25 protein-coding genes and 2 other annotated features are annotated in these 24,305 nt (G+C 44.3%); all 25 genes read right to left on the bottom strand.

Translation table 11 applies throughout. The features are described 5' to 3' along the window. Positions 1-2 precede the first annotated feature (2 nt). The 25 genes from rpoB to ctsR all read right to left on the bottom strand — a co-directional run bounded on the left by rpoB (position 3) and on the right by ctsR (position 24,055). The gene (gene rpoB / locus AXI59_RS05810; RefSeq protein WP_061527646.1) at positions 3-3,584 is read right to left on the bottom strand and encodes a DNA-directed RNA polymerase subunit beta; all 3,582 of its coding nucleotides are present in this window, start codon (positions 3,582-3,584) and stop codon (positions 3-5) included. A 243-nt stretch (positions 3,585-3,827) separates the two neighbouring features. After that, a complete protein-coding gene (locus tag AXI59_RS05805; protein WP_061521291.1) occupies positions 3,828-4,433 on the bottom strand; it encodes a class I SAM-dependent methyltransferase in 606 nt (201 codons plus the stop codon). Between the two features lie 91 nt (positions 4,434-4,524). Continuing rightward, positions 4,525-4,896, bottom strand: coding sequence for a 50S ribosomal protein L7/L12 (gene rplL, locus AXI59_RS05800; protein ID WP_061521292.1), 372 nt, complete (start codon positions 4,894-4,896; stop codon positions 4,525-4,527). 42 nt (positions 4,897-4,938) lie between these two features. Beyond that, positions 4,939-5,439 (bottom strand): 50S ribosomal protein L10, encoded by a 501-nt coding sequence (rplJ, locus tag AXI59_RS05795; RefSeq protein WP_061521293.1) that lies wholly within the window; start codon positions 5,437-5,439, stop codon positions 4,939-4,941. 63 nt (positions 5,440-5,502) lie between these two features. Further along, positions 5,503-5,645: a sequence feature (ribosomal protein L10 leader region), on the bottom strand. 48 nt (positions 5,646-5,693) lie between these two features. Next, on the bottom strand, positions 5,694-6,392 hold the full coding sequence (rplA, locus tag AXI59_RS05790; protein ID WP_061521294.1) for a 50S ribosomal protein L1: 699 nt from the start codon (positions 6,390-6,392) through the stop codon (positions 5,694-5,696). A gap of 94 nt (positions 6,393-6,486) precedes the next feature. Further along, positions 6,487-6,912: a 50S ribosomal protein L11 gene (gene rplK / locus AXI59_RS05785; protein ID WP_156476233.1), complete on the bottom strand. Its 426-nt coding sequence runs from the start codon at positions 6,910-6,912 to the stop codon at positions 6,487-6,489. Between the two features lie 167 nt (positions 6,913-7,079). Further along, on the bottom strand, positions 7,080-7,613 hold the full coding sequence (nusG, locus tag AXI59_RS05780) for a transcription termination/antitermination protein NusG (protein ID WP_061527644.1): 534 nt from the start codon (positions 7,611-7,613) through the stop codon (positions 7,080-7,082). A gap of 165 nt (positions 7,614-7,778) precedes the next feature. After that, positions 7,779-7,958, bottom strand: a complete 180-nt coding sequence (gene secE, locus AXI59_RS05775; RefSeq protein WP_061521295.1) for a preprotein translocase subunit SecE — start codon at positions 7,956-7,958, stop codon at positions 7,779-7,781. Positions 7,959-7,992: 34 nt separating this feature from the next. Further along, on the bottom strand, positions 7,993-8,142 hold the full coding sequence (gene rpmG / locus AXI59_RS05770; protein WP_003156421.1) for a 50S ribosomal protein L33: 150 nt from the start codon (positions 8,140-8,142) through the stop codon (positions 7,993-7,995). Positions 8,143-8,231: 89 nt separating this feature from the next. Further along, positions 8,232-8,888 (bottom strand): RNA polymerase sporulation sigma factor SigH, encoded by a 657-nt coding sequence (gene sigH / locus AXI59_RS05765; RefSeq protein WP_061521296.1) that lies wholly within the window; start codon positions 8,886-8,888, stop codon positions 8,232-8,234. A 62-nt stretch (positions 8,889-8,950) separates the two neighbouring features. Then, complete coding sequence (rae1, locus tag AXI59_RS05760; RefSeq protein ID WP_061527643.1) at positions 8,951-9,463, bottom strand: ribosome-dependent mRNA decay endonuclease Rae1/YacP; 513 nt, start codon at positions 9,461-9,463, stop codon at positions 8,951-8,953. Positions 9,464-9,469: 6 nt separating this feature from the next. Then, the gene (gene rlmB, locus AXI59_RS05755; RefSeq protein ID WP_061527642.1) at positions 9,470-10,219 is read right to left on the bottom strand and encodes a 23S rRNA (guanosine(2251)-2'-O)-methyltransferase RlmB; all 750 of its coding nucleotides are present in this window, start codon (positions 10,217-10,219) and stop codon (positions 9,470-9,472) included. Continuing rightward, positions 10,203-10,634, bottom strand: a complete 432-nt coding sequence (locus AXI59_RS05750) for a Mini-ribonuclease 3 (RefSeq protein ID WP_061521299.1) — start codon at positions 10,632-10,634, stop codon at positions 10,203-10,205. The genes rlmB and AXI59_RS05750 overlap by 17 nt, the downstream gene beginning before the upstream one ends. 4 nt (positions 10,635-10,638) lie before the next feature. Beyond that, positions 10,639-12,039 (bottom strand): cysteine--tRNA ligase, encoded by a 1,401-nt coding sequence (gene cysS, locus AXI59_RS05745; RefSeq protein ID WP_061527641.1) that lies wholly within the window; start codon positions 12,037-12,039, stop codon positions 10,639-10,641. After that, positions 12,036-12,689 carry a serine O-acetyltransferase gene (cysE, locus tag AXI59_RS05740; RefSeq protein WP_061521301.1) on the bottom strand — a complete coding sequence of 218 codons (654 nt, stop codon included), beginning with the start codon at positions 12,687-12,689 and terminating at the stop codon, positions 12,036-12,038. The genes cysS and cysE overlap by 4 nt, the downstream gene beginning before the upstream one ends. A 75-nt stretch (positions 12,690-12,764) precedes the next feature. Next, positions 12,765-12,996: a binding site (T-box leader), on the bottom strand. 1 nt (position 12,997) lies between these two features. Beyond that, on the bottom strand, positions 12,998-14,449 hold the full coding sequence (gene gltX / locus AXI59_RS05735; RefSeq protein ID WP_061521302.1) for a glutamate--tRNA ligase: 1,452 nt from the start codon (positions 14,447-14,449) through the stop codon (positions 12,998-13,000). A gap of 91 nt (positions 14,450-14,540) precedes the next feature. After that, complete coding sequence (gene ispF / locus AXI59_RS05730) at positions 14,541-15,017, bottom strand: 2-C-methyl-D-erythritol 2,4-cyclodiphosphate synthase (protein WP_061521303.1); 477 nt, start codon at positions 15,015-15,017, stop codon at positions 14,541-14,543. Next, positions 15,010-15,708 (bottom strand): 2-C-methyl-D-erythritol 4-phosphate cytidylyltransferase, encoded by a 699-nt coding sequence (ispD, locus tag AXI59_RS05725; RefSeq protein WP_061521304.1) that lies wholly within the window; start codon positions 15,706-15,708, stop codon positions 15,010-15,012. Before ispD ends, ispF begins: the two co-directional genes overlap by 8 nt. 12 nt (positions 15,709-15,720) lie before the next feature. Further along, positions 15,721-16,821, bottom strand: coding sequence for a PIN/TRAM domain-containing protein (locus tag AXI59_RS05720; RefSeq protein ID WP_061521305.1), 1,101 nt, complete (start codon positions 16,819-16,821; stop codon positions 15,721-15,723). A 118-nt stretch (positions 16,822-16,939) separates the two neighbouring features. Further along, positions 16,940-18,022 (bottom strand): DNA integrity scanning diadenylate cyclase DisA, encoded by a 1,083-nt coding sequence (gene disA / locus AXI59_RS05715; RefSeq protein WP_061521306.1) that lies wholly within the window; start codon positions 18,020-18,022, stop codon positions 16,940-16,942. 3 nt (positions 18,023-18,025) lie between these two features. Then, positions 18,026-19,405, bottom strand: coding sequence for a DNA repair protein RadA (gene radA, locus AXI59_RS05710; RefSeq protein ID WP_061521307.1), 1,380 nt, complete (start codon positions 19,403-19,405; stop codon positions 18,026-18,028). Between the two features lie 94 nt (positions 19,406-19,499). After that, entirely contained in the window at positions 19,500-21,932 is a 2,433-nt protein-coding gene (gene clpC / locus AXI59_RS05705; protein ID WP_061521308.1) for an ATP-dependent protease ATP-binding subunit ClpC, read from the bottom strand. Beyond that, the gene (locus AXI59_RS05700) at positions 21,929-23,020 is read right to left on the bottom strand and encodes a protein-arginine kinase McsB (protein WP_061527640.1); all 1,092 of its coding nucleotides are present in this window, start codon (positions 23,018-23,020) and stop codon (positions 21,929-21,931) included. The genes clpC and AXI59_RS05700 overlap by 4 nt, the downstream gene beginning before the upstream one ends. After that, the gene (locus tag AXI59_RS05695; protein WP_061527639.1) at positions 23,020-23,577 is read right to left on the bottom strand and encodes a protein-arginine kinase activator protein McsA; all 558 of its coding nucleotides are present in this window, start codon (positions 23,575-23,577) and stop codon (positions 23,020-23,022) included. The genes AXI59_RS05700 and AXI59_RS05695 overlap by 1 nt, the downstream gene beginning before the upstream one ends. Before the next feature lie 13 nt (positions 23,578-23,590). After that, complete coding sequence (ctsR, locus tag AXI59_RS05690) at positions 23,591-24,055, bottom strand: transcriptional regulator CtsR (RefSeq protein WP_061521311.1); 465 nt, start codon at positions 24,053-24,055, stop codon at positions 23,591-23,593. Positions 24,056-24,305: the final 250 nt, after the last annotated feature.

The following is a 24,305-nucleotide window of genomic DNA, read 5'->3' as shown; positions in this document are numbered from 1 at the left end:
GACTATTCTTTTGTTACTACATCACGTTCAACGTCTGGAGATGCTGCTTCTTCCGGCGCTTCATCACCTGATAATGCAAGACCGTCAGCTTGTTTGCCATCTTCCTCGTCTTCTAGATCTCTCATTTCTATCTCTTCTTCATCGCCTGAGAGGATTTTCACGTCCATACCTAAGCTTTGAAGCTCTTTGATTAATACTTTGAATGATTCCGGAACACCAGGTTCTGGAACATTATCGCCTTTCACGATGGCTTCGTATGTTTTCACACGTCCAACCACGTCATCGGACTTCACGGTCAGGATTTCTTGAAGCGTGTAAGCCGCACCGTAAGCTTCAAGCGCCCAAACCTCCATCTCACCAAAACGCTGTCCTCCGAATTGAGCTTTACCTCCAAGAGGCTGCTGCGTAACAAGTGAGTAAGGTCCTGTAGAACGGGCATGAAGTTTATCATCAACCATGTGAGCAAGTTTGATCATGTACATGATTCCGACAGATACACGGTTGTCGAACGGTTCTCCCGTACGGCCGTCATAAAGAACTGTTTTAGCGTCTCTTGACATGCCTGCTTCTTCAAGCGTTTCCCATACGTCTTCTTCACGCGCGCCGTCAAATACAGGTGACGCGATGTGAATGCCGAGGTAACGGGCAGCCATACCCATGTGAAGCTCTAATACCTGCCCGATGTTCATACGTGAAGGTACGCCCAGCGGGTTAAGCATGATATCGATCGGCGTGCCGTCAGGAAGGTAAGGCATATCTTCTTCAGGAAGAATCTTAGAGATAACCCCTTTATTTCCGTGACGTCCGGCCATTTTATCTCCTTCAGAAATTTTACGTTTCTGAACGATATATACGCGTACAAGCTGGTTCACACCCGGAGGAAGTTCGTCTCCGTCTTCACGGTTAAAGACTTTTACGTCGTGGATAATTCCGCCGCCGCCGTGAGGCACACGCAGAGAAGTATCACGAACCTCGCGGGCTTTTTCTCCAAAGATCGCATGAAGAAGGCGTTCTTCCGCAGTAAGCTCAGTGACGCCTTTAGGCGTTACTTTACCGACGAGAAGGTCTCCGTCATTGACTTCCGCACCGATACGGATAATTCCGCGGTCATCAAGGTTGCGAAGCGCGTCTTCTCCGACGTTTGGAATGTCGCGAGTGATCTCTTCAGGTCCAAGCTTTGTATCACGTGCTTCTGATTCATATTCTTCAATGTGAATGGATGTATATACATCATCTTTCACAAGGCGTTCACTCATGATGATGGCATCCTCATAGTTGTAGCCATCCCATGTCATAAAGCCGACCATTACGTTGCGGCCGAGCGCAAGCTCCCCAAGCTCCATAGAAGGACCGTCAGCAAGGATTTCCCCTTTGACTACTTCATCGCCGACACTTACAATCGGACGCTGGTTGTAGCACGTACCTTGGTTGGAGCGGACAAATTTCAGCAAGCTGTATTTATCCAGGTTGCCTTTTACTTTCTGGCCGTCAATTTCTTCGTAGCGGCGCACCCATACGCTTTTCGCTTCTACACGCTCAACGATACCAGGGTGTTTACAAATAACAGCTGCCCCAGAGTCTTTACCGGATACATATTCCATACCCGTTCCGACAATCGGCGCTTCCGGCTGCATCAAAGGCACAGCCTGACGCTGCATGTTCGCTCCCATGAGGGCGCGGTTTGAGTCATCGTTTTCCAAGAAAGGAATGCATGCTGTCGCAGCAGATACAACCTGTTTAGGAGATACGTCCATGTAATCCACGCGGTTGCGGGCAACAACGGTGTTCTCCCCTCTGAAACGGGCTACAATGCTGTCATCAATGAATGAACCGTCATCGCTCAGCTTTGCGTTTGCTTGAGCTACGACATAGTTGTCTTCTTCATCGGCAGTCAAGTAATCAATTCTAGGCGTTACTTTGCCTGTTTCAGGGTCGACACGGCGGTATGGCGTCTCAATGAAACCAAAGCGGTTTACTTTCGCAAATGATGACAATGAGTTAATCAAACCGATGTTCGGGCCCTCAGGCGTTTCAATCGGACACATACGGCCGTAGTGAGAGTAGTGTACGTCACGCACTTCCATTCCGGCGCGTTCACGAGTCAATCCGCCCGGTCCGAGAGCTGACAGACGGCGCTTATGAGTTAATTCAGCAAGCGGGTTCGTCTGATCCATGAATTGAGAAAGCTGTGAGCTTCCGAAAAACTCTTTAATGGACGCGATAACAGGTCTGATGTTAATCAGCTGCTGCGGCGTGATGGTATTCGTGTCTTGAATGGACATTCTTTCACGAACGACACGTTCCATCCGGCTTAAACCAATACGGAATTGGTTTTGTAAGAGCTCGCCTACAGAACGCAGACGGCGGTTTCCGAGATGGTCGATATCATCTGTGTCGCCTACGCCGTGCAGAAGGTTGAAGAAGTAGCTGATAGAAGAAATAATATCAGCAGGCGTAATGTTTTTAATCGCTTCTTCAATGTAAGCATTGCCGATCACATTGATCGTCTGCTCTCCTTCTTGGTCAGTAGGAGCAAAGATTTTAATGGATTGAAGCATCACTTCATCCTCGACTACGCCGCCGTTAGGATAAAGCTTTCTGAAGCCTATCCCATTTTCTAAGTATGGCAGGACTTTATCGAGTGTTCTTCTGTCAAGAATCTGCCCTTTTTCAGCGAGAATTTCACCGGTTTCAGGATCCACCAGTGTTTCTGCAAGCCGCTGGTTAAACAGACGGTTCTTGATATGAAGCTTTTTGTTAATTTTATAGCGTCCTACATTCGCAAGATCGTAACGCTTCGGATCAAAGAAACGGGAATCCAGCAAGCTTTTTGCGTTTTCTACAGTAGGAGGCTCTCCCGGACGGAGGCGCTCATAGATTTCAAGAAGCGCTTTATCACTGTTTTCAGTGTTGTCTTTATCAAGCGTGTTGCGAAGATATTCGTTCTCGCCAATGAGATCGAGAATCTCTTGATCGGAGCCGAAGCCGAGAGCACGCAAAAGAACCGTAACCGGCAACTTACGTGTGCGATCAATGCGGACATACACAACATCTTTCGCATCAGTTTCGTATTCTAACCATGCGCCACGGTTTGGAATGACAGTAGCGGTAAAACCTTTTTTACCGTTTTTGTCTACTTTACCACTGAAATATACACTTGGAGACCGAACAAGCTGAGATACGATAACACGTTCTGCACCGTTGATGATAAAAGTACCTGTATCTGTCATAATAGGGAAATCACCCATGAAGACATCCTGGTCTTTTACCTCTCCAGTTTCTTTGTTAATTAAACGAACCTTCACTCTTAGCGGAGCTGAGTAAGTCACATCACGTTCTTTTGATTCTTCTACAGGATACTTAGGATCTCCTAAACTGTAGTCAATGAACTCAAGAGAGAGGTTACCAGTGAAATCCTCAATTGGCGATATGTCTTGAAACATCTCTCTAAGACCCTCATCAAGAAACCACTGATAAGAAGAGGTTTGAATTTCAATGAGATTTGGTAATTCTAACACTTCGCTAATGCGAGCATAGCTTCTGCGCTGGCGGTGTCGTCCATACTGAACTAGTTGACCTGTCAACTGATTCACCCCTCAAATCATGCGTATTATATGTGTAATAAGCATTCCTTACAGTAAAGAAATACTTTTACAAGACAAAAGAAAAAAGGGTTTCTAATTAAGAAAACCACATCCAAAAACAAATACCGATTTTATTAGCATTTCCATGTTTGTATAATTTATACATGCACTATGATTACTCAGCATATCATGCAAAATATATACATTGGCATTTTACAATATTAACATAGCCAAAAATTCAAGTCAAACTTTTTTTGCTTTTATGATATAATAGCCTTTCTTTTTTTGAACGACAGAAACTTCGTCAAAAAGTTCCTTCAGTTTTTCAATGGCAGAAGGCCCGCCCTGTTTTTTCTGTATGACGATCCACAACTCACCTGAAGTCCTTAAATGTTCAGCGCTTTTTTCAAAAATGGCATGGACAACTTTTTTTCCGGCGCGGATTGGGGGGTTTGTAATAATAGAAGCAAATGTTTGAGCAGAATCAATATTTGAAAATAAATCACTTTGGTAAATACGTACGTTTTTTATTTCGTTTTTTTCTGCATTTTCATTTGATAGCTCTACGGCTCTTTCATTCACATCAACCATGTGGATTGTCCGGTCTGTAAATTCACCTGCAAGCGATAAACCGATCGGGCCGTAACCGCACCCTACATCCAGAAAGTCGCCATCCGTTTCCGGCTCTTGGAACGCTTCAATTAAGACACGAGATCCGAAATCAACTTCCTTTTTCGAGAAAACGCCGCTGTCACTTGTGAATGTATACGTTTTATTCCGCAGTGTAAATGACCATGTTTGCTTATTGCTTTTAACTGAAGGTTTTTCTGAATAATAGTGTTCACTCATTATTAGAACCTCCTCATATCATTTCGCTTAAAGAAAAGCAAAGAAAAAGCCCGCCTCATAAAAGCGAGCTTCCCCTACAGGCAAGTGAAGATTACTTAACTTCTACAGAAGCGCCAACTTCTTCAAGTTTAGCTTTAAGCTCTTCAGCTTCTTCTTTCGCAATACCTTCTTTAAGTGGTTTTGGAGTGTTGTCAACAAGTTCTTTAGCTTCTTTCAAGCCAAGACCAGTGATTTCACGTACAACTTTGATAACTTTGATTTTTTGTCCGCCTGCACCAGCAAGGATGAGGTCGAATTCGCTTTGCTCTTCAGCAGCTCCGCCAGCAGCAGCTCCGCCAGCTACAGCTACAGGAGCAGCAGCAGTTACGCCAAATTCTTCTTCGATTGCTTTTACTAGGTCGTTCAATTCAAGTACAGTTGCTTCTTTAACGGAAGCAATGATTTCTTCGATATTTAAAGCCATTTGTAATTCCTCCATTTGTTTTTATTTTAGATACAAATCAGATTAAGCGCCTTGTTCTTCCTTTTGATCTGCAACTGCTTTAGCTGCAAGAGCAAGGTTGCGAACTGGAGCTTGAAGTACGCTAAGCAACATAGAAAGCAAGCCTTCGCGTGATGGAAGTTCAGCAAGAGCTTTCACTTCTTCAACAGAAGAAACTTTACCTTCGATAACGCCCGCTTTGATTTCAAGAGCTTCGTGTTTTTTCGCAAACTCGTTAAGAACTTTTGCCGGAGCGACAACATCTTCAGTACTGAATGCGATCGCATTCGGTCCAGTTAAGACATCGTTCAAACCATCAAGTTCAGCTTGTTCAACCGCACGGCGAGTCATTGTGTTTTTGTACACTTTGAACTCAACGTTAGCTTCGCGAAGCTGTTTACGGAGTTCAGTTACTTCAGAAACGTTAAGTCCGCGGTAGTCAACGATGATCGTTGATTTGCTTTCTTTCAGTTTAGAAGCAATCTCTTCAACAACAACTTTTTTTGTTTCAATTGCGCTGCTCATGGTTACACCTCCTGTAGATTTTGTGTAACACTTATACCGCTAGGTGATCACGACTGTGACGACGATTCCATATAAAAAGCCTCCATGTGACATGGAGGCTGTATATACAAGCATACGTAACGTAATAGCTGTGATATATATACACCTCGGCAGGATATTAAGCCTTTAACGGCCCCTGCTGTCTACGGTATAAATGACATATTATATTTTACAACATTTTGAATCATATCAGAATGCTGATGTAAAGTCAAATATTATTTTACGTTGAAAGTAGAAGCGTCTACTTTGACACCAGGGCCCATAGTAGAAGTAACAGCAACGTTTTTCACGTAAACACCTTTAGCCGCAGCCGGTTTTGCTTTCAGGATTGTTTCATACATTGTTGTGAAGTTCTCAACAAGTTTTTCATCCTCGAAAGAAACTTTTCCGATTGGAACGTGGATGTTTCCTGCTTTATCAACGCGGTATTCAACTTTACCAGCTTTGATTTCGCCGATTGCTTTTTCCACTTCAAAAGTAACAGTTCCTGTTTTAGGGTTTGGCATAAGACCTTTTGGTCCAAGCACACGTCCGATTTTACCGACTTCACCCATCATGTCAGGAGTCGCAACGATTACATCAAAATCGAACCATCCTTGTTGGATTTTCGTGATGTAATCAGAATCGCCAACGTAATCTGCACCGGCAGCTTCAGCTTCTTTTGCTTTTTCGCCTTTAGCGAATACAAGCACGCGCTGAGTTTTACCAGTTCCGTTAGGAAGAACTACAGCTCCGCGGATTTGTTGGTCGTTTTTACGAGGGTCAACCCCTAAACGAAATGCAACTTCAACTGTAGCGTCGAATTTAGCTGTATTCGTTTTTTTAGTAAGCGCCACTGCTTCAGCGACGTCGTAAGCTTTCGCACGGTCTACAAGCTTCGCAGCTTCAACGTACTTTTTACCTTTTTTAGCCATTTTAAAATTTCCTCCTTATGTGGTTATAGCGGAATAACCTCCCACGAATAAGGGTTGCGAACTTGTGAAAACTCGCAACCCGACAAGAAACAAATTAATCCTCGATAACAATACCCATACTGCGGGCAGTACCTTCAACCATGCGCATTGCCGCTTCAACGTTTGCTGCGTTTAAGTCAGGCATTTTCGTTTCAGCGATTTCGCGTACTTTATCGCGCTTAACGGTTGCCACTTTATTACGGTTTGGTTCACCAGAACCAGACTCAATTCCAGCTGCTTTTTTAAGCAATACTGCAGCAGGCGGAGTTTTTGTAATAAATGTAAATGAACGGTCTTCGTAAACCGAAATTTCAACAGGAATGATTAAACCAGCTTGGTCAGCTGTACGAGCGTTAAACTCCTTACAGAATCCCATGATATTTACACCGGCTTGACCTAGTGCAGGTCCAACTGGCGGCGCTGGGTTAGCTTTTCCAGCAGGAATTTGCAATTTTACAACTTTTACTACTTTTTTAGCCACGAGACACACCTCCTTAAGTCCGTGATGTGGTAATAGGGTAAACCCTCCCACTCAAGGTTTCATTCTTTATATGAATGACGAAATATCAAGCTAGCTGCCTTGGATTAGTCCAAGACGTACCTTTGCTATATTATCATTAATGTATATCAATTTCAAGTTTTTTCACATTACAATTTGTCGATCTGGGTAAATTCCAGTTCAACCGGCGTTTCCCGGCCGAACATGTTCACAAATACCTTCACTTTGCTCTTATCATAATCAATCTCTTCGATAGATCCGGTAAAGTTGGCAAATGGTCCGTCTATGACTTTGACTGTCTCTTTCAATTCAAAATCAATGTCGGTTTTTCGTTCATCCATTCCCATCCGTTTCAAAATGGTTTCCACTTCGCCCGGCAGAAGAGGAGTCGGCTTTGAGCCTGATCCAGCTGATCCGACGAATCCGGTAACGCCCGGCGTATTGCGGACCACATACCATGAATCATCGGTCATGACGATTTCAACAAGCACGTAGCCGGGGAATACTTTCTTTTTAACTACTTTTTTCTTACCGTTCTTAATATCCGTTTCTTCTTCTTCAGGAACGACTACGCGGAAAATTTTATCCTGCATTCCCATCGATTCCACACGTTTTTCAAGGTTTGCTTTTACTTTGTTTTCATAACCGGAATACGTATGAACAACATACCAATTCTTTTCCATTCTATCAGGACTATGCAGTCCTTCCCTCCCCGCATTTAAAAAATGAGTGTAAAACAAAAAATAGGCACAGAGCCTATGAATCCTTTTTTTCAACACAATAAAAAACCCGCTGAACGGGTTTTGGCAAACGATATTATGATCTATTATAGCACGTATTGCTGATCATTATTCAACTATTAAACGAATTAATTGAGAAATTCCTGTATCAAGGAGGGCAAAAAAGATAATAAAAAAGATAACTGTTGAAATAACCGTGATCGTATAACGCGTTAACTCTTTACCTTTAGGCCAGCTAACCTTTTTCATTTCTTTCCCAACATCTTTAAAGAAACTCATCATACGCATGTAAAAGACCTCCACAATTTAAAAAGCGAGAACACTATTTTGTTTCTAAATGAGCTGTATGTGAATTGCAAGTGCTGCAGTACTTCTTAACTTCTAACCGCTCAGCCGCTGATGCAGAGCTTTTCATTGTCGTATAATTACGATTTCCGCATGTTTTGCATGCCAGCGTAATCTTTTTTCTCATGTCGTTACACCTTTTCCTAAATAGACATTCATTTATCTTAATAAAATATCACAGACAGAAAAATTCTGTCAATATCACATAGAAACCAGCTATAAACTGATTTCTCTTATTTCTAAATACTTCTCAAGCTTGCGCTTCACGCGCTGCAGCGCATTATCGATTGATTTTACGTGCCGGTTTAAGTCATCTGAAATCTCTTGGTAACTTCTTCCGTCAAGATACAAAACAAGCACCTTTCTCTCTAGATCGCTTAACAATTCTCCCATTTTCATTTCAATATCATCAAATTCTTCTTGATTAATAATCATTTCTTCAGGATTTAACGTTTTTGCGCCCGAAATGACGTCAAGCAGCGTGCGGTCTGATTCTTCATCAAAAATAGGCTTGTCTAAAGAGACATAGGAATTTAAAGGAATGTGTTTCTGGCGAGTAGCTGTCTTTATTGCGGTAATAATCTGGCGGGTAATGCACAATTCTGCAAAAGCTTTAAATGAAGTAAGCTTGTCCTCTCTAAAGTCACGTATAGACTTATATAAGCCTATCATCCCTTCCTGTACAATATCTTCCCTGTCCGCCCCTATTAAAAAATAGGATCTGGCTTTTGCCCGTACAAAATTACGGTACTTCGTAATCAAGTAATCTAACGCATCACTATCCCCAACATGAACCTTTTCAATAACCTGCTCGTCCTCCAACTGGCAAAACTGCACTTTGTTGAATTTTCCCTTGTTGTTCTGTAGATTCACTGCGATCCCCCCGGCGCACGTAGATAGAAATATTATACATTAATGGGCGAAAAAGCGTCAACCTAATCCAGGTCGCCCCGCCGCCACTTTTCAAACGTTTTCAAAACCTCTTCGGACAGCTCAATTTTACCCGGGGGTTTTTCGGAAGTGATTTTAGAAACCCGCCTTTGAATGCGGCGTTCAATGGCATCCACTTCCCGCAACAGCTCCCGGGCGGACTTTCGGAGGGCCCCTTGTCCGAAAATCGCCCATTGCTCGGTGTAATCAGAGGTGGCGACGTGAATCTGTGTCGCAATGTTATTCAGCGCTTGGGCGAGCTTTTCGATCCGCTCATCCGCCGTCTCGTTCTCCCTTGTAAAAATGACTTCGACCCTGTAATTGGTTTGCTTTTTCTCTATCCCTTTTACAAGATGCGCATCAAAAACAACAATGACTTTGATTCCTGTATATGACTGATATTCTGCCATTTTCTGAATCAGTACATCTCTCGCTTCTTCAAAACTGTTCGCTTTTAAATCCTTTAGCTGCGGCCAGGCTCCTATCATGTTGTATCCGTCTACTAATAGGATGTCCATCTGTCTTTATTCCCCTAGAGGTTTGCGTTTCCTGTAGACTTCATACATCAAAAGGCCGGCCGCTACCGACGCATTCAGAGATGTTACTTTTCCCGCCATCGGAAGTTTGATGAGGAAATCGCATTTTTCTTTTACAAGACGGCCCATTCCTTTGCCCTCGCTGCCAATGACTAAGGCCAGAGGCATCTTGCCGTCCATTGTGCGGTAATCCTCCCGCGCGGACGCATCTGTTCCGACTACCCAAATGCCCCGCTCCTTCATTTCATCGAGCGTCCGGGCAAGGTTTGTGACCTTAACGACCGGGATATGCTCAATGGCTCCCGTTGACGCTTTTGCGACCGTCGCCGTCAGCCCGACTGCTCTGCGTTTCGGTATGACGATGCCGTGCGCGCCCACCGCGTCAGCCGTTCTCATAATGGAGCCGAGATTATGAGGGTCTTCCAGTTCATCCAATATGAGAAAGAAAGGCTGTTCATTTCTTTCTTCCGCTCTTTTATATAAATCGTCTAATTCTGCATACTCATATGCCGCCACCTGTGCGACGACCCCCTGATGCTGTCCCTCCACCATCTGGTCGAGCTTTTTTCTCGGTACAAATTGGATGGTGATGCCTTGTTTTTTCGCAAGCTCAATGACTTGCTGGGCTTGTCCTTTTACTGTGTTCTCGGCCATCCATAATTTATATAGCTTCCGGTCTGACTTTAATGTCTCGATAACCGCATTTTTTCCTATGACGTAATCATGTTGCTGACTCATTTGTTTTCCTCCCTGACGTCCCGGCTTGTATAGCTTCAGCAATCAGCTGATTCAGTCTTTCTTCTTTTTTCTCAAGAAAAAGATATCCGAGTAAAGCCTCAAAAGCCGTGCTATAGCGGTACGTCTGTACATCTGTGTTTTTAGGGGTTGTTCCCGATTTGGCATTTCTGCCCCTTCTCAGTACGGCTTCCTCTTCCTCCGTAAAAAAGGATTCCTCTTGAAGATGAAAAAGAATATCCGCCTGGGATTTTGCCGATACAATCCGGCTTGCCTTCTTATGAAGGTCATTCGGCTTCGTATAGCCCTGCTTAAGCAGGTGATGCCTGACGTATATTTCAAAAATGGCATCACCCATATAAGCAAGCGCAAGACCGTTTAACTGCTTTGAATCTTTGACTTGATCAAATTGAAGCATCCGCTTACTCTCCCCGCTTCCAGCGAGTTCCCTGAGCCGTATCTTCAAGAATGATATTCATGCTTTTCAGCTGATCGCGGATCTGGTCTGATAAAGCAAAGTCGCGATTGCGGCGGGCTTCATTTCTCTTCTCAATCAAGTCTTCAATCTCTTGGTCGACAAGTTCTTCTTCGCCCAGCGTAAGCCCCAGTACAGAGCCGATTCTGTCGAACATTTCGATAAAGGCTTTGATGACATGATCAGCCGTATGGTCTTCCTGCAAGTAGTAATTGGCATGCTTCGCTAAATCGAACCAAACGGAGATCGCATTTGCCGTATTAAAATCATCATCCATCGCTTCTTCAAATGCGGTGCGGTGTTCTTCGATTTTAGCGAGCCACTCATCATCATTTTCAGTCAGATTCGTGCTGCTGTTCAAACGATGGTTTAAATTGCTGTAAGCCGTCTTCAGGCGGTTAAACGCGTTTTTCGTTTTTTCAAGCAGCTCTTCCGAATAGTTGATCGGATGGCGGTAATGCACGGACAGCATGAAAAATCTCAGCAGCTGCGGATCATATTTCTTAATGATATCGTGCACCAGCACAAAGTTCCCGAGCGATTTTGACATTTTTTCATTATCTATATTGATATAGCCATTGTGAAGCCAGTATTTTGCGAATGTCTTGCCTGTTAATGCTTCAGATTGGGCAATTTCATTTTCATGGTGAGGGAATGTGAGATCCTGCCCGCCGGCATGAATATCTATTTCGTCGCCTAAATACTTCTTCACCATTGCAGAGCATTCGATATGCCAGCCCGGGCGTCCTTTTCCCCAAGGGCTATCCCATGAAATTTCCCCGTCTTTGGCAGCCTTCCACAGCGCAAAGTCCAAGGCGTCCTCTTTTTTCTCGCCTACCCGGATACGGGCGCCTGATCTGAGCTCATCTATTGATTGCTGAGAAAGCTTTCCGTAGCCCTCAAACGCTCTTGTTTTGAAATAAACGTCGCCTTCTGATTCATAGGCGTAGCCTTTTTTCATCAGCTCACTGATAAAATCAATAATGACATCCATATTCTCCATGACCCGCGGATGAAGATCAGCTTTTCGGCATCCAAGCGCGCCTACATCTTCAAAGTAGGCTTTAATGAACCGCTCAGAAACGGTCGGGACATCCTCACCGAGTTCATTTGCGGCCTTGATCAGTTTGTCATCAACATCGGTGAAATTTGATACATATTGAACGTCATACCCTTTGTATTCCAAATAGTTGCGGACCGTATCGTACACAATAGCCGGACGGGCATTTCCAATGTGAATATAGTTGTATACAGTCGGGCCGCACACATACATTTTCACTTTGCCCTCCTCAAGGGGTACAAACGTTTCCTTTTTCCTTGTCAATGTATTATAAAGTGTAATGGTCATTTTTGGTTTATCCTTTCTTTTTTATCTTCCAGTTCAGCCTGCAGTTCAAGAATCTGCTGCTCCAATGCTTTAAATCGGTCAGCCACCGGATCGGGCAGGTCTTGATGATTGAGGTCGCGCTTAATCTTTCTTCCATTTTGAATGACGACCTTTCCCGGTATGCCGACGACGGTTGAATAGTCGGGCACATCACGCAGGACAACGGAGCCAGCGCCTATTTTAGAGCCTTGGCCGACAGTAATGGAGCCGAGCACCTTTGCTCCCGTTGCGATTAAAGCGTCGTTTTTAATGGTCGGATGCCGCTTCCCCTTTTCTTTTCCCGTTCCCCCGAGAGTGACACCTTGGAAAACCGTGACATTATCACCGATTTCACAAGTTTCCCCAATGACTACGCCCATGCCGTGATCAATGAAGAATTTTCTCCCGATGGTCGCGCCGGGGTGGATTTCAATACCGGTAAAGAAACGGGCAATTTGTGATATAAGGCGTGCAAGGAAATAAAATCTCCTTTTATATAAAGCATGTGCAATCCGATGCGCCCATATAGCATGTAAACCAGAATAAGTTAAAATGACTTCGAAATAGCTTCTTGCTGCAGGATCTTGATCGAACACTGTGTCTATGTCTTCTTTAAGCATTTTAAAAAACACATGCTTCCCCCCATTCTCTCCCCGCACCAGTCATCCTTTTTCAGCTAATTAAAAAACGCCTCTGCATGTAAACATGACAGAGACGCTTTCACCGCGCGGTTCCACTCTGTTTGAAAAACAAATGGCTGTTTTCCCAACTCAGCCGATAACGGCGGCGGCCGCCTTTAAATACTGATTTCCGCAGAAATGTTCTTTAAAGGTCTTAAGGGCGCACTTCTAAAACAAGACACATGAATCTCTCTCAGCCGATGAAGATTCTTTCTGTAATGGTCATTTGTTTTATACTCTTCCCTGTCAACAATCGTATATTAAATGCTTTTCAGGCGTTTCACAGCAGTTTCTCTGCCGATCAGCTCAATTGCCTGCGGCAGCTCCGGACCGTGGGTCTGACCTGTAACCGCAACACGAATCGGCATGAACAGCTTTTTGCCTTTGTGCCCTGTTTCTTTCTGCACTGCTTTAATTGAGGCTTTGATCTGCTCCGGCGTAAATTCTTCAAGCTCTTCCAGCTTCGCAGCAAATACGCTGAGCACTTCAGGAACCTGTTCTTCTTCCAGAACAGCCTTTGCCTCTTGATTATACTCGATCTCTTCCTTAAAGAACAAATCTGTCAGCTCGACAATTTCAGCGCCGTAGCTTAATTGTTCATGATAAAGAGAAATTAACTTGCGCACCCACTCCTGCTCTTTTGCAGAAAGCTCAGTGCCGACTTTACCGGCCTTTTGCAAGTGCGGAAGCGTAAGCTCGACAACTTGATCAAGATCCAGCGCTTTTACGTATTGGTTGTTGACCCATTTCAGTTTATGCATATCAAACAGAGCCGGTGACTTAGATAAACGATTCACATCAAAAATTTCAATAAATTGTTCCTTAGTGAAAAGTTCTTCTTCACCGACAGGCGACCAGCCGAGAAGGCCGATGAAGTTAAACAGCGCTTCAGGCAGGTAGCCCAGCTCTTCATACTGCTCAATAAACTGAATGATTGATTCATCACGTTTACTTAGTTTTTTGCGGCTTTCGTTCACGATAAGCGTCATATGGCCGAAGACAGGAATATCCCAGCCGAAAGCCTGGAAGATCATAATCTGTTTCGGTGTATTTGAAATATGGTCCTCACCGCGGAGCACATGCGTCATTTTCATTAAGTAATCATCGATCGCTACGGCAAAGTTATACGTCGGTGTCCCGTCTTTCTTAACGATGACAAAGTCGCCGATGCCGTCTGATTCAAAAGAGATCTCGCCTTTTACGATATCGTCAAAAGCAATGATTTTCCCTTCAGGCACACGGAAACGGATGCTCGGCTGTCTGCCTTCGGCTAAAAACTTCTCCTGTTCTTCTTGCGTCAGGTTTCTGTGTTTGCCGGAGTAGCGCGGCATTTCTCCGCGTGCAATTTGTTCTTCACGCTCTTTCTCAAGCTCTTCTTCCGTACAGAAACATTTATAAGCAAGCCCCTTTTCAAGAAGCTCTTCATAGTATACTTTGTAAATATCGTTACGCTCAGACTGGCGGTACGGGCCGTATTCTCCGCCGACATCCACACTCTCATCCCAGTCCATGCCAAGCCATTTTAAGTAATTAAGCTGGCTTTGCTCTCCGCCTTCAATATTCCGCTTTTTGTCGGTATCCTCAATCCGGATAATAAATTTCCCGCCTTGGCTGCGGGCAAATAAATAGTTAAAAAGCGCTGTTCTGGCGTTACCGATATGCAAATGTCCGGTCGGACTCGGTGCATAACGAACGCGTACTTCATTTCCCATATTCAAATACTTCCTTTCATCTCGTCTGTAGCCTCAAGCCGAATATATGTATCTATTCTACCACCAAATAGACCGGGCATCAAAGCAATGATCAGGCTTTTTGGATCAGTACAGTCGCCTGCGCCGCAATTCCCTCGGCTCTGCCTGTAAACCCGAGCTTTTCTGTTGTCGTTGCTTTTACGTTAATCTGAGAGACGTCTGCCTCAAGGCCTTCTGCTATTCTCATTCTCATATCATCAATATACGGGGCCATTTTCGGCTTTTGCGCAATAATCGTGCAGTCTACATTTCCGAGTACATAGCCTTTTTCTTTTACAATGTTCCAGACATGCTGAAGCAGCTTAAATGAATCTGCATCCTTAAACGCCGGATCAGTATCCGGGAAATGCTTTCCGATGTCCCCTTCGCCTACAGCTCCGAGACACGCGTCAGCTACTGTATGCAGCAAAACATCAGCATCGGAATGTCCGAGCAGCCCTTTTTCATAAGGAATTTCAATCCCGCCGATGATAAGAGGGCGGCCTTCCGTTAACTGATGCACGTCAAATCCTTGTCCGATTCTAAACATTATGATTCCCACTTTCCGCTTTCATGATTGCTTCCGCTGATATTAGATCATCAGGCGTTGTCAGCTTTATATTGGTATAGGCGCCTTCCACGACATGCACCGAACAGCCGTCAAGCCGCTCGACAAGGCTGGCGTCATCCGTACCTAAAAACCCTCTGCTTTCTGCTTCTTTATGCGCCTTCTTTAATAAAGAAAGACGAAAAGCTTGCGGCGTTTGGACGGCCCACAAGCTTGAACGGTCAAAGGTCTCCGCCACTTGGGAGCCTTCAATCCGCTTTATCGTGTCTTTCACAGGAACAGCCAGGACAGCCGCTCCCGTCTGCTCTGCTGTTTCAACGAGCTTATCAATATGTTCATGTCTGACAAACGGGCGCGCCCCGTCATGAACAAGGACGACAGACTCCCTATCAATCGCTTTCAGCCCTTCGTATACACTGTGCTGACGCTCTTGCCCCCCAGCGACAAGCTCAATCTCCGTTCGGATCGGAAACTGAGCAAGCAGATGCTGAAAATCTTCACGTTCACTCTCATTTATCGCCAAAATGATTTTCTTACATGGGCTGTGGCTTTCAAATACCCGTAATGTGTGAATGATAACGGGCGTTCCTTTTAAGCTGATCAATAGCTTATTTTTCCCAGCCTTCATCCGTTTCCCTTGTCCGGCGGCCGGGATGACTACTACATACTCCATCATTTTCTCCCTCTAAAGAGCCTTCTCCAGCAGCTTAGGCTTGGCAAAAATCATTCGTCCAGCCGCTGTCTGCAGTACGCTGGTTACGAGCACATCAATATGCTTCCCAATATAATTGCGGCCCTCTTCAACAACAATCATCGTTCCGTCATCTAAGTAAGCCACGCCTTGATTATGCTCTTTCCCGTCCTTAATCACTTGCACGTTCATCTCTTCACCCGGAAGCACAACCGGCTTCACCGCGTTTGCAAGGTCATTAATATTCAGTACTGCCACCTTCTGAAGCTCACATACTTTATTTAAGTTAAAATCATTCGTCACAACGACGCCGGATGTCAGCTTCGCAAGTTTGACAAGCTTGCTGTCAACCTCTTGAATGTCTTCGAAGTCACCCTCATATATTTCGACCGTAATATCCAGCTCTTTTTGAATACGATTCAAAATATCGAGGCCGCGGCGTCCTCTATTTCGTTTTAATACATCTGAAGAATCGGCGATATGCTGTAATTCCTCAAGCACAAACTGAGGAATGACAATGACTCCTTCTAAAAAGCCTGTCTGGCAAATATCTGCAATTCTCCCATCAATAATAACACTTGTATCCAAGATTTTCAGCCTTTTCTCCTGTTCCTCCTGCTCCTCGTCGGCAGTCCCCTTTTTCTTCTGCATTCTTGAAGAAATGGAGAATAGGGTAATTAGCTCATCCTTTTTCTTAAATCCGACCTGGAAGCCTAAATAACCGAGAAAGAAAGCCAAAAAGACCGGTATGCTGGTGCTAAATATGCGGTACGGAATATTGTCAAGCGGAATCACGTTTACAATGAGAAATGCAATGATAAGTCCAAAAACCAATCCGAGACTTCCAAATAACAGATCCGGCACAGGGGCTCTCAGCAAAGAGTCTTCAATCCATTTTACCCAATTAATCACATATTCCGTCGTCCATATACTGATGAGAAAAAAGATGATAGCACCAATTGCCGCAGACGTATATGCGTTTGTTATTAAAGGTATGTCCTGTATATTTGACAGTACAAACAATTCAGGTATTAAAAAGATACCAACAACGCCGCCAACAATAATGAAGAACGCCTGAACTATTCGTTTTAACATACCTCCACCTCCTTTTAAGAAACTTTTTTTATGAAGGCTGTCGAAGCCTACAAATATCAGAATAAACAAAAACTAACAATAATATACCCGTATCCAAACAGGTTTAACCGAAACTCACTCAAAGCTGTCTGTCGATATAATGTTTCTCTTGCAGACGTTTTAAGCCCTTTTTGATTTTTTTGGCCCGCACCTCGCCTATACCCTCCACATCATCCAGCTCTTCCACGCTGGCTTCCGTAATACTAGGCAGAAATCCGAACGCCTCTACCACATTTTCTACAATCGGCATCGGCAGACGCGGTATTTTATTCAGCAGCCTGTACCCTCTAGGCAGCACATAGTCATCGAGATTAGTAGAGGCCGGATATCCGAGCAGCTTAAACAAAATGGAATCATCAAGCAGATCGTAGCTGGACATATCCTGAAGCTCTTTTAAAAGGACGAATGGGTCCTTAATTTTTTCTTTGACATAATCCTTAATGAAGAGAGCCGCTTCTTCCTCCATATCTGTAATCAGCTCAATCAACTGCAAGCGGATTAAATGGCCTTCCGTTCCCAGCTCTTTAATATACATATTGATTTCATTTTTAATACGGAGCACCATTTCATAACGGTGCATGACAGACAGCACGTCACTGAACGTCACAAGCTCCTCGAATTCTAAAGCGTTTAAAGCCGTGATCGTTTTGTCTAAAATGGTTTTATACTTCTCAAGCGTTTGAATGGCTTGATTTGCTTTTGTTAAGATGAAACCGATATCCTTTAATGTATACTTCATGCTTTCCTGATATAGCGTGATGACGTTTCTGCGTTCAGAGATCGCGATGACCAGACAGCCCGTCTGCTTTGCTACACGCTCCGCCGTACGGTGCCTCATTCCTGTTTCTGAAGAAGAAATCGTCGCCTCCGGCATAAGCTGCGTATTCGCATACAGGATTTTCTGACCGGAATCGCTTAAAATAATGGCTCCGTCCATTTTGGCCAGCTCGTATAAATGAGCGGGCGCGAATGATGTATTAATATGAAAGCCGCCATCCACTACTTCTTTTACTTTATCGTTGTATCCGACAACAATCAGGCCGCCTGTGTTTGCCCGCAGAACATTTTCTATCCCGGCTCTGAGCGGTGTTCCCGGTGCAACAAACTGCAAGATTGCAGACAGGTCGAGCTCTTGTTTCGCCCCTTTTTTCTCTTTTTCCATCTATTATGATCCTCCTAATGAAGTACGAAGCGCTTCGGCAACATTTGCTACTCCGACAACCTCAATCCCTTTTGGTTTTGTCCATCCATCTACATTCGCCTCAGGTATCACCATGCGTTTGAAGCCCAGCTTGGCCGCTTCTTTTACGCGCTGTTCAATTCTTGATACCCTGCGGACTTCTCCTGTCAGACCTACTTCACCGATAAAGCAATCTGCAGGATTCGGCGGTGTGTCTCTAAAACTGGAAGCGATGCTGACGGCCACGGCCAAGTCAATCGCCGGTTCATCCAGTTTCACGCCGCCGGCGACTTTTAAGTATGCATCTTGATTTTGAAGCAGGAGACCCACTCTTTTCTCCAGCACAGCCATTAATAGGGACACCCTGTTATGATCAATCCCTGTAGCCATGCGGCGCGGGTTTCCAAAACTGGTCGGTGAAATCAGCGCCTGGATTTCGACCAAAATCGGTCTCGTTCCTTCCATAGACGCTACGATACTGGAACCGGAAGCCCCGGCAGAACGCTCTTCCAAGAAAATTTCAGAAGGGTTCAGAACTTCCGTAAGCCCCTCTTCCCGCATTTCAAAGATGCCCATTTCATTTGTTGAACCGAAACGGTTTTTGACAGCCCGCAAAATACGGAATGTATGATGACGTTCTCCTTCAAAGTATAGAACGGTATCAACCATGTGCTCAAGCAATCTCGGTCCTGCGATAGATCCTTCTTTTGTGACATGGCCCACGATAAAAATGGGTATGCTGTTTGTCTTCGCGATTTTCATCAATTCAGCGGTACACTCTCTTACTTGTGATACGCTTCCGGGAGCTGACGTAATATCGCTTTGATAAACGGTTTGAATGGAATCAACGACAACAAATGCAGGTTTCATCTCTTGTATAGCAGACGAAATATACTCCATATCGGTTTCAGATAAAACATGTAACAATTGGCTGTTGATCCCAAGCCTGTCAGCGCGAAGCTTCGTTTGTTTCACAGATTCTTCACCTGAAATGTAAAGCACGCTGCCAGCTGTGTCTGCTAACTGAGCAGATACTTGAAGAAGGAGCGTTGATTTTCCGATCCCGGGATCGCCGCCGATTAACACAAGCGACCCTTTCACAACGCCGCCGCCAAGCACTCTGTTGAATTCGCCAAGCTTGGTTTGAACACGGGGTTCTTCAGATGTTTCGATTGATGTAATGGGTGATGGTTTTTGTACGGTTTGAACTGAGTGTGAGAAGGCTGCCCGCCGATTCGCCGGCGCTTTTTTAATGGTCTCTTCGACCATTGTATTCCAAGCTCCGCAGCCGGGGCACTTTCCCATCCATTTTGCGGACTCATAACCGCATGAATGGCAGATGAATTTAGTTTTTGATTTAGCCATATATGATGTAAAACCTCTTCCTTATCAAATATTTCTCTATATAACAAAGTGAGGCATACACTTGCTTACTGTATGCCTCATGTTTGTCACTATATTAGTTCGTTTTAGCAGTCGTTTTTACGACAAATTCGCCATCCTCAACATCAAGAACGATGTGTTGGCCTTTATCAATATTACCTCTGAGCAGCTCTTCTGATAAACGGTCCTCTACATGCTTTTGAATCGCTCTTCTTAACGGACGTGCGCCGTATTCCAAATCGACGCCCTCATCTGCTATTTTGGCTTTCGCAGCCTCCGTCAGCTCAATAGAGAGATCTTGTTCTTTCAAGCGTTTTGTTAACTGGTCAGACATAAGTGACACAATATCTATAAGATGTTTTTTCTCAAGAGAATGGAAGACGATGATTTCATCGATCCGGTTGATAAACTCCGGTCTGAAGGCGCGCTTCAGTTCTCCCATGACTTTGTCTTTCATGTCTTTATGGTTTTGCGTCTCATCCTGGACGTTAAAGCCGACGTATTTATTGCGTTTCAGCTCACTCGCCCCGACGTTTGAAGTCATAATGAGAATCGTATTGCGGAAATCAACGGTGCGTCCTTTTGAATCAGTCAGACGTCCGTCTTCAAGCACTTGCAGAAGAATATTGAAAACATCAGGATGCGCTTTTTCAATTTCATCAAGCAGTACGACAGAGTAAGGTTTTCTTCTCACTTTTTCTGTCAGCTGACCGCCTTCATCATAACCGACATATCCCGGAGGAGAACCGACAAGGCGTGAAGTCGAGTGTTTCTCCATGTATTCGGACATATCAACTCTGATCATCGCTTCCTCATCACCGAAAATCGATTCCGCCAGAGCTCTCGCCAGCTCTGTCTTACCTACCCCTGTAGGGCCTAAGAAGATAAATGAACCAATCGGGCGCTTCGGATCTTTCAGCCCCGCTCTGGCGCGTCTGACAGCTTTCGCAACCGCTACAACGGCTTCATCTTGGCCAATGACGCGGGAATGAAGAATATTTTCCATATTCAGAAGCTTATCTGTTTCCGTTTGCGCAATTTTAGAAACCGGTACACCGGTCCAACTTGACACAACCATTGCGATATCTTCAACAGATACTTCGGAGTTTTCCTGGCCTTGTTTTTCTTTCCATGTCTTCTTCGTATCTTCCACTTGTTCTCTCAGACGCTGCTCAGTATCACGAAGCGAAGCGGCTTTTTCAAACTCTTGGCTTTGTACGGCAGCATCTTTCTCTTTGCGTACTTCATCAAGCTTCTGTTCAAGCTCTTTTAAGTTCGGCGGCGTTGTGAAGGAACGGAGACGCACTTTCGAACCTGCTTCATCAATTAAATCGATTGCTTTATCCGGGAGGAAGCGGTCTGAAATATAACGGTCTGACAATTTGACCGCCGCTTCAATCGCTTCATCTGTAATAGACACGCGGTGGTGCGCTTCATAACGGTCACGCAGGCCTTTCAAGATTTGAATGCTTTCGTCCACTGATGGCTGATCAACTTGGATCGGCTGGAATCGGCGCTCTAAAGCGGCATCTTTCTCGATGTATTTGCGATATTCATCAAGCGTTGTCGCGCCGATGCACTGAAGCTCTCCGCGTGCCAGCGAAGGTTTTAAGATATTTGACGCATCTATCGCACCTTCTGCTCCTCCCGCTCCGATCAGCGTGTGGAGTTCGTCAATGAATAAAATAATATTGCCGGCCTGGCGTATTTCATCCATCACCTTTTTCAAGCGGTCTTCAAACTCGCCGCGGTATTTCGTACCGGCTACAACTGTTCCCATATCTAAGGTCATCACGCGTTTATCGCGTAAAATTTCCGGAACTTCGTTATTAATGATTTGCTGCGCAAGTCCTTCAGCAATCGCTGTTTTACCGACTCCGGGCTCCCCGATCAATACAGGGTTGTTTTTCGTTCTGCGGCTCAGCACTTCGATCACGCGCTGAATCTCTTTGCTGCGCCCGATAACCGGATCAAGGCTGTCTTCTTTTGCAATCGCAGTTAAATCACGCGCTAAGCTGTCAAGTGTCGGAGTGTTCGCATTGCTGTTCGCACCTGCGGCAGATGATCCCGTCTCGTTGCTTCCGAGCAGCTGAAGCACTTGCTGTCTTGCCTTGTTCAAGCTGACACCGAGATTATTCAGAACCCTTGCTGCCACGCCTTCACCTTCACGAATCAGTCCAAGCAGAATATGCTCTGTGCCGACATAAGAATGGCCTAGTTTTCTCGCTTCATCCATGCTTAGCTCAATGACCTTTTTTGCCCTTGGCGTATAATGAATCGTTTGAGACATCTCCTGTCCCCGTCCGATTAAGCTTTCTACTTCTTTTTGTATTTTATCTGAACCAAGCCCAAGTGCTTGGAGCGCTTTTGCCGCAATCCCTTCACCTTCGCGAACCAGGCCTAACAAAATATGTTCAGTACCGATATTGTTATGACCTAAGCGAAGTGCTTCTTCCTGTGCTAATGCCAATACCTTTTGCGCTCGCTCTGTAAATCTTCCAAACATCATATCGAATCATCCTCCTGTCTATTTGCGCTCGTTTCTAAATGCAGCCTTTCCCTGATAAGAGCCGCTCTTCTCACGTCTCTTTCGTTCGGCCTTAATGCCCCGCCCGAATATAGCTGCAGAAAACCAGGCTGAGTCAAAATCATCAGTTCATTAAGTATATTGCTGGATAGGTCTTTAATGATACCCAAGTCTATCCCCAGCCGAACGTCAGAAAGGCATTTTGCCGTTTCCTTCGATTCAATCATCCGGCAGTTGGATAAAACTCCGTATGATCTGAATACCTTATCCTCCAATTCAATCTTAGAGGTTTGATAAAGTGCTTCTCGGGCAGACCGTTCCTGCTCAATCAGTTGGGCAGCCACACTGTTCAAATCATCGACAATATCCTGTTCTGATTTTCCGAGTGTGATTTGATTTGAAATTTGAAAGATATTTCCTAATGCTTCGCTGCCTTCACCGTAAATTCCTCTTACAACTAAGCCTAATTGGTTAATTGCCGGTATAATTCGATTCATTTGCCTAGTTAATACAAGCCCAGGCAAATGCATCATGACCGAAGCCCTTAATCCCGTCCCTACATTTGTAGGACAGCTCGTTAAGTATCCTCTCTTTTCCCCAAAGGCATAATCTACTTTCTCCTCAATCCAGTCATCAACCTGGTTTGCTGCCTTAATGGCATTGAGAAGCTGAAAGCCGGGGAAGAGGCATTGAATTCTAATGTGGTCTTCTTCATTTAACATGACGCTGACTTCTTCATTTTCAGACAGCAGGCAGCCGCCGAAAGGGGATTCGATTAAGTGCGGGCTGATGAGATGCTTTTCCACCAGCACCCGTTTCTCCAAAGGCTGCGCCTCACTCATTCTGATTAAAAGAAATTTACCGATATCAGGCAGTTCTTTTCCTGAAAAATGTTCTTCAAATTGCTGAATAATGGACGAGGCTTCTTCATTTGTATATCGGGCAGGAAACCTTATATTTTCAAAGTTTCGGGCCAACCGTATACGGCTGCTGAGTACAATGTCACTTTCAGGCCCCTTCTGCTTCATCCAACTGCTTAATGCGTCCTGAATAAAATGCTGGAGCGACATTACCCTTGTTCCTCCTCACTGTGTGTGCTTTTTAATGCATGCTCTAATGAACGGATCTGATCCCTTACTTGCGCGGCTTTTTCAAACTCTTCATGGTGTATCAATGATTCGAGTTCCTTTTTCAACATTTCCATTTGCCGTCTCACATGTAGATTCCCGCCTATGCGTTTGGGAATTTTCCCGGCATGAACCGTATTCCCGCTGTGGACTTTGCGCAATATCGGAGTAATTTGACTGTAGAATGTGTTATAGCATTCAGCACAGCCGAACCGCCCTGTTTTTCTCAATTGCTGAAAGGTCATACCGCACTTTTTACAAGCTGAACCGTGCTCTGGGTAGCTGAACATTTGGGAGCCTGTATTTTGAAATGAAGACTCCATATTCAGCAGTCCTGATAATAAATTATGAATCGAGAACCCTTGATTTCCACTTATCCCGTATGAATCACTATTTTCTTTTGCACATTGTTCACAAATATGCACTTCTTGTTTTTCTCCGTTAACAACTTTCGTAAAGTGAAAAGTGGCTGGTCTCTCATTGCACTCTTGACAAATCAATCTTTTCACCCGCTTACTTTAGTTTTAAAGATGTCAGCATTGCTTTCATCATTCTGGCTCTTAGTTCATCCCGTTCCGGCAGATCAATATATAAAACTGAGCGATCCATTACACTCACCATCATTTTGGCTTCTCTTTCCGAAATAACCCCGTCCTCTAACAGTCTGAGAATAATGTCATCAGAGGCTGCTTGAGACAAATGGGTGTGAATCTGCGAAATAATATTATTGATGAGGACGACTTCGTTATTCATTTTAACTTTAATAATCCGAATATAACCGCCGCCTCCCCGTTTACTTTCCACAATATATCCTCTTTCGCTTGTGAATCTGGTGTTGATGACATAATTAATTTGGGAAGGAACACACTGAAATTTATCCGCAATTTCACTGCGTTTGATCTCTAAAATTTCCCTGCCATTTTGATCTAATACTTGCTTTAAGTACTGTTCAATGATGTCAGAAATATTATGTCCCACTCAACCCCCTCCTTTATTGACTTTGACTATATTTGACTTTAATCTTAACTATAAGGTGTTTCTGAAGATTTTTCAACTGTATCGCTCTATCTCTATTATTTCCACTTTGCCCAAACATAAACCTGCTTTTACAAAATGAGCTTTGATCATTTTTATATTATTATATATCGAATGACCAATTTCTGTTGCAGAAAAAAACAAAAAAGACAGCTCACAATGAGCTGCCTTTACGATTGCTTGGCGGCGTCCT

The sequence above is a fragment of the Bacillus nakamurai genome, assembly GCF_001584325.1.
Lineage (GTDB): Bacteria > Bacillota > Bacilli > Bacillales > Bacillaceae > Bacillus > Bacillus nakamurai.
The sequence above is the reverse complement of the archived record's forward strand: the minus strand, read 5'-3'. Positions and strand labels throughout refer to the sequence as shown.

Excerpts from the sequence above, each read along its gene's own strand:
- AXI59_RS05805 (WP_061521291.1), bottom strand. The coding sequence starts at position 4,433 with ATGAGTGAACACTATTATTCAGAAAAACCTTCAGTTAAAAGCAATAAG.
- rplL (WP_061521292.1), bottom strand. The coding sequence starts at position 4,896 with ATGGCTTTAAATATCGAAGAAATCATTGCTTCCGTTAAAGAAGCAACT.
- rplJ (WP_061521293.1), bottom strand. The coding sequence starts at position 5,439 with ATGAGCAGCGCAATTGAAACAAAAAAAGTTGTTGTTGAAGAGATTGCT.
- rplA (WP_061521294.1), bottom strand. The coding sequence starts at position 6,392 with ATGGCTAAAAAAGGTAAAAAGTACGTTGAAGCTGCGAAGCTTGTAGAC.
- nusG (WP_061527644.1), bottom strand. The coding sequence starts at position 7,613 with ATGGAAAAGAATTGGTATGTTGTTCATACGTATTCCGGTTATGAAAAC.
- secE (WP_061521295.1), bottom strand. The coding sequence starts at position 7,958 with ATGCGTATGATGAGTTTCTTTAAAGATGTTGGGAAAGAAATGAAAAAG.
- rpmG (WP_003156421.1), bottom strand. The coding sequence starts at position 8,142 with ATGAGAAAAAAGATTACGCTGGCATGCAAAACATGCGGAAATCGTAAT.
- rae1 (WP_061527643.1), bottom strand. The coding sequence starts at position 9,463 with ATGGACATCCTATTAGTAGACGGATACAACATGATAGGAGCCTGGCCG.
- rlmB (WP_061527642.1), bottom strand. The coding sequence starts at position 10,219 with ATGAGTCAGCAACATGATTACGTCATAGGAAAAAATGCGGTTATCGAG.
- AXI59_RS05750 (WP_061521299.1), bottom strand. The coding sequence starts at position 10,634 with ATGCTTCAATTTGATCAAGTCAAAGATTCAAAGCAGTTAAACGGTCTT.
- cysS (WP_061527641.1), bottom strand. The coding sequence starts at position 12,039 with ATGACCATTACACTTTATAATACATTGACAAGGAAAAAGGAAACGTTT.
- gltX (WP_061521302.1), bottom strand. The coding sequence starts at position 14,449 with ATGGGAAATGAAGTACGCGTTCGTTATGCACCGAGTCCGACCGGACAT.
- ispF (WP_061521303.1), bottom strand. The coding sequence starts at position 15,017 with ATGTTTAGAATCGGACAAGGATTTGACGTGCATCAGTTAACGGAAGGC.
- ispD (WP_061521304.1), bottom strand. The coding sequence starts at position 15,708 with ATGGAGTATGTAGTAGTCATCCCGGCCGCCGGACAAGGGAAACGGATG.
- AXI59_RS05720 (WP_061521305.1), bottom strand. The coding sequence starts at position 16,821 with ATGTTAAAACGAATAGTTCAGGCGTTCTTCATTATTGTTGGCGGCGTT.
- disA (WP_061521306.1), bottom strand. The coding sequence starts at position 18,022 with ATGGAAAAAGAGAAAAAAGGGGCGAAACAAGAGCTCGACCTGTCTGCA.
- radA (WP_061521307.1), bottom strand. The coding sequence starts at position 19,405 with ATGGCTAAATCAAAAACTAAATTCATCTGCCATTCATGCGGTTATGAG.
- clpC (WP_061521308.1), bottom strand. The coding sequence starts at position 21,932 with ATGATGTTTGGAAGATTTACAGAGCGAGCGCAAAAGGTATTGGCATTA.
- AXI59_RS05700 (WP_061527640.1), bottom strand. The coding sequence starts at position 23,020 with ATGTCGCTCCAGCATTTTATTCAGGACGCATTAAGCAGTTGGATGAAG.